Below are 8,039 nucleotides of genomic sequence, written 5' to 3'. Positions count from 1 at the left end.
CGCCAGCCACGCCAATTCGTCCAAGAAGCCGGAGAACCAGCCGGCGGTGCTGGCCGATATCGGCACGCAACTGGCCGCTGGTGATCGCCGCATCATCGGCGTCATGGTCGAATCCAATCTGGTGGCCGGTCGCCAGGATCTCGTTGCCGGTCGCGAACTGGTTTACGGCCAGTCCATCACCGATGGCTGCATCGATTGGGACCCCACCGTCACCGCGCTAAACGCTCTGGCTGACGCCGTGACCGCCCGCCGTGCCGCCACCAAGCAGCACGTCGCCTAGCGCGTTCTCAGCAGAAGTGGCGCCACTTTCTCGGTTCGAAACCGCGACCAAGCAAAGGCCTGGAGCATTTGACTGGCGAGAACTTGCCCTCCCCCTTCGGGGCGGAGGGCAAGATCGCCATGCACTGACCACACGCTGACCCTTGACCCCCAAGCTGCAATTCTGTTCTGTCGTTTTATGGCCAACAACCCGCTGCTGCTCGTCCCCAACCTGATCACCATCGCGCGCATCCTCGCGATCATCCCGATTGCCGTGCTGGTGATGGATGGTGATCTGATCCTGCGCCTGATCGCACTGATCCTTTACGTGCTGGCGGCGGCCAGTGACTGGCTCGATGGCTACCTCGCCCGCGCCTGGGACCAGTATTCCCCGCTCGGCCGCATGCTCGATCCCATTGCCGACAAGCTCCTGGTCGGCATTCTGATCGCCGTGCTGGCCTGGGATGGCAGTTTTTCGGGCTGGGACATGATCCCGGCCTGCGCCATCCTGTTCCGCGAATTCTTCATTCCGGGCCTGCGCGAATTTCTCGGCAATACCCAGATCGTGCTGCCGGTCAGCAAGCTGGCCAAGTGGAAGACCACCATCCAGCTGGTGGCGCTGGCCGTGGTGCTGTTTGAACGCATCGTGCCCGGCTTCGGCCTGCTCAGCGATGTCCTGCTCTGGCTGGCGGGCGCCCTGACGATCTGGACCGGCTGGGACTATCTACGCGCCAGCTGGCCGCATCTGTCGGGGCCGGCGAAATGAAGATCCTCTATTTCGCCTGGCTGCGCGAACGCCTCAATCGCGGCGAGGAGGAAGTCTCCCCGCCCGACGGCGTCGTCACCATTGCCGACCTCATCGACTGGCTGGCCCAGCGCGACGAGGCCTTTGCCCATGCCGTCGAGAAGCGCAGCCTGATCAGGTCGGCGCTCGACGCCAGGCTGGTGCCCCATACCACCCCGATTGCCGGCGCCAGCGTCGTCGCCCTGTTCCCGCCCATGACCGGAGGGTGACTGATGAGCGTGCGCGTCACCACCGACGCTTTTGACCCCGGCGCCGAAACCAATTCCTTTCTCGCCGCTGGCAAGGGCGCCGGTGCTGCGGTGACCTTTACCGGCATGGTCCGCTCCAGCCCCGACGCGCCGATCACCACCCTATCGCTCGAATGCTACCCGGAACTGGCGATCAATCAGCTCTCGGCCATGCTGGCCACTGCCACCGCCCGCTTTGACCTGCTCGCCGCCACCATCATCCACCGCTATGGCGTGCTGCGCGCCGGCGAGCCCATCGTCCAGGTCATGACCCTGTCGGCGCACCGCCGTGCGGCGTTCCAGGGCGCAGAATTCCTGATGGACTACCTCAAGACCGATGCCCCGTTCTGGAAGCAGGAGAGCGGTCCCGACGGCACCCGCTGGGTCGCCGCCAAGGGCGACGACGATGCCGCCAAAGCGCGCTGGGACTAGGGTTTGCTGCATTATTTTGGCCGCGAACCAACCTGCCAATTGTGGCCAGAACGTGCTAATGAACCGACTGCATTTGTGACATTGAAGGTCTCATGGGTCGCTATATCGAGTTATCCACGACGCAGGACTCGGACCTGGTGGTCCGCTGTTCGGGAGATTGGACCTCAGCCAATGCGCGCGCGCTTGAGCTCGATGTCGCCGCCACAGAGCCTTCACTCGCCAAAAGCACCAACACTGTCATAGACATAGCCGCCATCGATGCACTCGACACCATCGGTGCCTGGCTGCTCACCCGCCTGCGCCGCCAGGGTGCAGGCCCCTCGGGCGGTTTTGCTGGTGCCTCGGGCAAACACCAGAGCCTGCTCGAGCGAATCGACAATTATGACCCCGAAGAGGCGCCCGCCCCGACGCGCGAAAACTGGTTTACCGCCCCCTTCGACACGCTCGGGCGCACCATTATGGGTGGCAGTGGCGATATTTACGCCATCAACACCACGCTGGGCCATCTGCTGTCGGCATTCGGGCAAACCATGATCGGGCGGGCGCCGCTGCGCCTGGCCAGCTTCGTGCAGCAGTTTGAACAGATCATCCTGCGCGCCATTCCCATTGTGGCGCTGATCTCGCTCGTCGTCGGCGCCATCATCACCCAGCAGACCATTCTGCAATTGCGCAATTTTGGCGCTTCCATCCTGGTTGTCGATCTGGCGGCCATCCTGATGTTCCGCGAGATCGGCGTGCTGCTGGCGGCCATCATGGTCGCCGGCAGATCCGGCTCGGCCATCACCGCCGAAATCGGCTCGATGCGGATCCGTGAGGAATTTGACGCCCTGCGGGTCATGGGGGTTGATCCCTATCAGGCCCTCATGCTGCCGCGCACCCTGGCGCTGATTGTCGGCCTGCCGCTGCTGGCTTTCGTCGGCTCGATGGCCGGCATGGCCGGGGCGATTCTGGTGGCCCGGGTCTATGGCGATATCCCGGTGGACGTGTTCATCATCCGCCTGCGGGATGCGATGACCATGACCAGCATCATGGCCGGCCTGATCAAGGCGCCCTTCATGGGCTTGCTGATCGGGCTGCTCGCTTCGCTCGAAGGCATGAAGGTGCAGGGCTCCTCCGAATCGCTGGGCCGGCGCACCACCTCCTCGGTCGTCAAAGCCATCTTCGTCGTCATCGTGGCCGATGGCCTGTTTGCCGTCTTCTATGCGGCGATCGGATTCTAGCCATGGACACCGCCCCCACCCCGGCAGCCCCTGCCGCCATGACCGTGCATGATCTGAACGTCGGCTTTGGCAATGTCACGGTGATTGACGGGTTGAGCTTTGAACTGCGCACCGGCGAAATTCTTGGCCTGATTGGCCCGTCCGGCTCCGGCAAGACGGTCACCATGCGCGCCATGGCGGGTCTGGTGCCGCATCGCCGCGGCGAGATCACCATTTTTGGTCGCCCCTTCTCCGAGCTGACGATACGCGAACGTGAACTGCTCCGCCGCGACTGGGGTGTATTGTTTCAGCAGGGCGCCCTGTTCTCCTCGCTCAGCGTGCTGGAAAATATCGAGTTCCCCATGCGCGAGCACCTCGACCTGTCGCCAAAACTGCGCCGCGAAATTGCCCATGTGAAGCTCGACCTGGTCGGCCTGCCGCCCAGTGCGGCGCAAACCTTTCCGGCCCAGCTTTCTGGTGGCATGATCAAGCGGGCGGCACTAGCCCGCGCACTGGCACTGGACCCCAAAATTCTGTTTCTCGACGAACCCACCGCTGGCCTCGACCCGATTGGCGCGGGCAAGTTCGACGAGTTGATCGTCACCTTGAGCAAGACCCTGGGATTGACGGTGCTCATGGTCACCCATGATCTGGACAGTCTTGAGGCGGCCTGCGACCGGATTGTGGCCCTGGCCGATGGCAAGCTGCTCAAGGCTGGTACCTTGACGCAGATGCGTGCCGCCACCGAGCCCTGGCTCAGAGATTATTTCCACGGCCCCCGCGCCCACAACCTCGAAGGCTAGACCATGGAAAACAAAGCAAATTATACCATCGTTGGGGCCATCGCCACCGCCGTTCTGGTTGCCTTTGTCGGCTTTGTCTTCTGGTTTGCCGGGCCCTCGAGCAACACCGCGACCGCCAGCTACGAGGTGATTTTCACCGGCACTGTTTCCGGCCTCAGCGCCGGCACCGAAGTGCAGTTCAACGGCATCAAGATCGGCCAGGTCAAAGCCGTCGCGCTCGATCCAGCCGATATCAACCGCGTCATTGCGGGCATCGAAATCGACGCCTCGATCCCCATAAAGGCCGATACCAAGGCGCTGATGGGCTTTCAGGGTCTGACGGGCGTTGGCTCGCTGCAATTGTCCGGTGGCACCGAGCAGGCCGGACCACCACCGATCGAACCGGGCCGCAGCGTGCCCACGCTCTATGCCAAGGTCTCCGATTTCCAGTCGATCCTGGATGGCCTGTCGACCACCATCAATGGCACAGCCACCGCGGTTGACCGTCTCAATGGCTTTCTTGACGCCAATGATGCCAAGCTCAACGAGACCATCAGCAATGTTGCCGCGTTCAGTGATGCGCTGGCCGCCAATGCCGATGGGGTCAAGGATGCACTGGCCAGCATTGCCGATGCCGGCAAGCAGGTTGGCCCGATGGCCGAGCAGATCGGCGACCTGTCCACCAAATTGGGTGAACTGACCGAGGCCATTCCCCCGGAAAAAGTCACTGAGGTCGTCAACAACATCGCCGATTTCAGCGACACGCTGTCCCGCAATTCCGGCAAGGTGGACGAGTTCTTCACCGCAGCATCCACCCTGGCTGACGACGTCACCAAAATGAGCGCAACCTTGTCGCAAAGCGTTGACCGCATCGACGCAGTGACCGCGGCGGTGGATCCGGAGGCAGTCAGCCGCATCGTCGCCAATGCCGACACCTTCTCGGGTGAAATCACCACAGTAACCGCCGACCTCAAGGACATCCTGGCCGCCCTGCCGCCGGAAAAAATCACTACTGTCGTCGACGACATCGCCACCTTCACCGACAGCCTGGCGCGCAACTCTGATCAAATTGACAGCCTGTTTGCGGCCACTGAGACCTTGGCCGAGGGCCTCACTGCCATGGTGGCCGATCTCGACCCGGTCGTTGCCAAGATCAATCAGGTCGCTGCTGGTATCGACCCGGACCTGGTCAGCCGCGTCCTGGACAATATCGATGAATTCGCCACCAAGCTCGGCGACAATTCGACCAATGTCGATACCATCATGGCCAATGCGACTGAAATCTCCCAGTCGCTGACCGGCTCGGCCACCAAGGTCGACGAAATCCTGGCCAAACTCGACGCTTCAGTCAGCAATGCGGAAGGCGAAGGGCTGTTTGCCCAGATCGGCGATGCTGCCGTTTCGATCCAGCAATTGGCCGACCAGCTCAATACCAGCACGGCCAGCATTGCTGTCGGATTGAACAATTTCACTTCCAGCGGACTACCTGGTTATGCTGCCCTGGCGGCAGAAGCGCGGGCGACACTGGCGCGGTTTGACCGCGTGGTCCGCAATCTGGAAAGCAATCCGCAGGGCCTGATTTTTGGCGGCGAAACCGTTCGCGAATACAACAAGAGGTAGGCTCGATGTCCACCACACGACGCGCATTCATGGTTTTTGGGGCATCCGCGCTGACCCTTGGTCTGGCCGGCTGCTTCACCACCACGCCGCCCATAACCTATGACCTCACCAGCGCCAGCCAGATACCGATGCGCCGGCGCTCGTCGCGGGTGGTGGTGATCACCCTGCCCGTCGCAGTGCAGACCTACGACAGTCAGCGGGTCGTCGTCCGGGACGTCGGCAATATGCTCAGCTATCTGCCCGAAGCTCAGCTGTCGGACACCCTGCCCCGTCTGCTGCAGACCCGCCTGCTGCAGACCTTTCAGGCCTCCAACTTCCCCAATATCGGTCGCCCGGACGATCAGCTCAGCGTCGACATCACCCTGGCCACCGAGATACAGGCTTTCGAGATCGACGTCAGCAAGGGCAATCTGGCCACCGTCACCATCAACGCCAAGCTGGTCGACGAACGACGCGGCATGATCTTCGCGAGCAAGACATTCTCGTCGGCTCAGCCCTCCACCACCGAGCCGGCCGCCGCCGCCATCGGGGGACTGGACATCGCCTTGCGTCAGGTCATGTCCGAAATTCTGCAATGGACCGCGCAAACCGCCTGACCGGCCTTGGGCGTTCTATGCAGGAGCAGCGCCACTTCTGCTGAAAACGCGACCAATCAAGAACTTGAAGCGATTTGCCCGTTTCAGCGAAACGGCGACCAGCACCAGGCTCAACGAAAAGCCGGGCCCTTCGGCCCGGCTTCGTCATTGCAGCAATGCCGAAATTACTCGGCCGCAGCGCGCTTGGGCTGAACCTCTGCCGAATAGGCATCGATCAGCGTGCGGCAACCCACGCTCGGGGTGAATTTGTACTCCCCGATCTCGCTGACAGGCGTCACCTCGGCGGCCGTACCGGTCAGGAAGCACTCATCGAACTGGCTCAGCTCTTCGGGCATGATGTGACGCTCGGTAACCGTATAGCCATTGCGCTTGGCCAGCTCGATCAGCGTCTGGCGTGTAATGCCGTTGAGGAAGCAATCGGGGGTTGGTGTGGTGATCTCTTTGCCCTTGATGAAAAACACATTGGCGCCGGTCGCTTCAGCCACATAGCCGCGATAGTCCAGCATCAGCGCATCGGCATAGCCATTGGCCATCGCCGCGTCCTTGCTCAGCGTGCAGATCATGTAGAGGCCGGCCGCCTTGGCCGAGGAAGGGATCGTCTCGGGCGACGGACGCTTCCACTTGCTCCACTCCAGGCGAATGCCCTTGAGCTTCTCCTCAACGGAAAAATAGCTCGGCCACACCCAGGCGGCGATCGCCAGATGCACGGTGTTGTTGCGCGCCGGCACACTCAGCTCTTCCGAACCGCGCCAGGCGACTGGACGCACATAGGCATCGACCAGATTGTTCTTTTCCAGAACCGCGCGCTTGGCCTCTTCGATCTGCTCGACCGACCAGGGCATCGGCATGTCCAGCGTGGCCGCCGAGCGGATCAATCGCTCCGTGTGCTCACGCGATTTGAAGATCTGTCCGCCATAGGCGCGCTCGCCTTCAAACACCGAACTGGCATAGTGCAGCCCATGCGTCAGCACGTGAATTTTTGCGTCTTTCCAAGGTTTGAATTCGCCATCAAACCAGATCCAGCCTTCACGCTGGTCCATCGGCACGCCGGCCATGGTTGTCTCCTGAAAATGCCTGCGGGCGCCACGCGGGCTGCCCATTTTGGCGCCGATCATGCCCCAGCTCCCAGCCCTTGGCAAACGACATAGGCTGAGGGATAAGTCATCAACGGCGTCCTGATGGGAAAACAATGGCAGCGTACGAAAACAATGTCAACAAGGCTGACATAAATCACGCTGGTCCCGACGGCGAAACCCTCCCCCTCGATATTATGGGCCTGTTTTTCTTCGCCTATCGCGACTTCACCGGCGATGCCGACGCCATGCTGGGGCATCAGGGTTTTGGCCGGGCCCATCACCGCGTGCTGTACTTTGTCTGCCTGCGCCCCGGCATGCCGGTGGCTGATTTGCTCGACATTCTCAAGATTACCAAGCAGAGTCTGGCGCGCGTCCTGCGCCAATTGATCGACAATGGTTATATCGAACAGAAGACGGGCCGGTCAGACCGGCGCCAGCGCCTGTTGTTTGCTACCGACAAGGGGCGGGATTTCTTCGGGACGCTGTCGACGACCCAGGCCAGCCGGATCAATGATGCCCTTGCGGGCCTGCCCCCAGAATCCCGCAAGACCATTCTCCATTTCCTGGTGGGCATGGTGGACCCTGCCGACCGCGCAACCCTTGAGCGGCTGAACCTGATGATCGGTCTCTGACGCGCCTTCAATGCCTGACAGCCACGCGCCAACAAAAAAGGACGCGAAACCGAAGTTTCGCGTCCCACGGGGCCACCACAAAGGAGCGTCAACCTCTGCGGCAACCGCCGACCGTTTGGCGACTCAAAGGTCAGAGCGCCAAAACTCTTGCCCCTGGCTTTGATGATGCCGTAGGGGTTGCTCGAACAACGGCGCGCCGCCATCAGGGTTCCAGCGCAAGCAAACTGTGATCGAGTAGTTTATCGTGAACGGCACAAGGCGGCTCCCGCCTTCGCTCGTTCGCGTCAAAAAAACGCCCGGCCGAAGCCGGGCGTCTCAGAAAGAGGCCGTCGAATTAGTTGGCGGCGGGAACGTCGGTGTCCTCGGGCAACAGACCGGCATCCACACAATCCTGCGCGGTGATATCGTCAAT

General features: G+C 61.7%; 9 protein-coding genes and 1 pseudogene. 9 read left to right on the top strand and 1 reads right to left on the bottom strand.

The window, feature by feature from the left end; translation table 11 throughout:
* The 8 genes and pseudogenes from Q8O80_RS08435 to Q8O80_RS08400 form a co-directional block, all read left to right on the top strand.
* Positions 1-280 (top strand): annotated as a pseudogene (locus Q8O80_RS08435) (3-deoxy-7-phosphoheptulonate synthase); the annotation flags it as partial.
* Between the two features lie 177 nt (positions 281-457).
* On the top strand, positions 458-1,024 hold the full coding sequence (gene pgsA, locus Q8O80_RS08430; RefSeq protein WP_305578896.1) for a CDP-diacylglycerol--glycerol-3-phosphate 3-phosphatidyltransferase: 567 nt from the start codon (positions 458-460) through the stop codon (positions 1,022-1,024).
* Complete coding sequence (locus tag Q8O80_RS08425) at positions 1,021-1,272, top strand: MoaD/ThiS family protein (protein ID WP_305578894.1); 252 nt, start codon at positions 1,021-1,023, stop codon at positions 1,270-1,272. Before pgsA ends, Q8O80_RS08425 begins: the two co-directional genes overlap by 4 nt.
* A 3-nt stretch (positions 1,273-1,275) precedes the next feature.
* Positions 1,276-1,722 carry a molybdenum cofactor biosynthesis protein MoaE gene (locus tag Q8O80_RS08420; RefSeq protein WP_305578892.1) on the top strand — a complete coding sequence of 149 codons (447 nt, stop codon included), beginning with the start codon at positions 1,276-1,278 and terminating at the stop codon, positions 1,720-1,722.
* A gap of 92 nt (positions 1,723-1,814) precedes the next feature.
* A complete protein-coding gene (locus Q8O80_RS08415; RefSeq protein WP_305578890.1) occupies positions 1,815-2,942 on the top strand; it encodes an ABC transporter permease in 1,128 nt (375 codons plus the stop codon).
* Between the two features lie 2 nt (positions 2,943-2,944).
* A complete protein-coding gene (locus Q8O80_RS08410; RefSeq protein ID WP_305578888.1) occupies positions 2,945-3,724 on the top strand; it encodes an ABC transporter ATP-binding protein in 780 nt (259 codons plus the stop codon).
* 3 nt (positions 3,725-3,727) lie between these two features.
* Positions 3,728-5,323 carry an MlaD family protein gene (locus Q8O80_RS08405; RefSeq protein ID WP_305578886.1) on the top strand — a complete coding sequence of 532 codons (1,596 nt, stop codon included), beginning with the start codon at positions 3,728-3,730 and terminating at the stop codon, positions 5,321-5,323.
* A gap of 5 nt (positions 5,324-5,328) precedes the next feature.
* Positions 5,329-5,919, top strand: a complete 591-nt coding sequence (locus Q8O80_RS08400) for an ABC-type transport auxiliary lipoprotein family protein (protein WP_305578884.1) — start codon at positions 5,329-5,331, stop codon at positions 5,917-5,919.
* A 164-nt stretch (positions 5,920-6,083) separates the two neighbouring features.
* Here Q8O80_RS08400 and Q8O80_RS08395 read toward each other — a convergent pair whose 3' ends face one another.
* Entirely contained in the window at positions 6,084-6,974 is an 891-nt protein-coding gene (locus Q8O80_RS08395; RefSeq protein WP_305578898.1) for a branched-chain amino acid aminotransferase, read from the bottom strand.
* Between the two features lie 134 nt (positions 6,975-7,108).
* Between Q8O80_RS08395 and Q8O80_RS08390 the strand changes: the two genes are divergently transcribed.
* A complete protein-coding gene (locus tag Q8O80_RS08390) occupies positions 7,109-7,627 on the top strand; it encodes a MarR family winged helix-turn-helix transcriptional regulator (protein ID WP_305578882.1) in 519 nt (172 codons plus the stop codon).
* Positions 7,628-8,039: the final 412 nt, after the last annotated feature.

The organism is Devosia sp., from assembly GCF_030689745.1.
Lineage (GTDB): Bacteria > Pseudomonadota > Alphaproteobacteria > Rhizobiales > Devosiaceae > Devosia > Devosia alba.
Note: the sequence above shows the minus strand (reverse complement) of the source record. Positions and strands in the feature narration are given on the sequence as shown.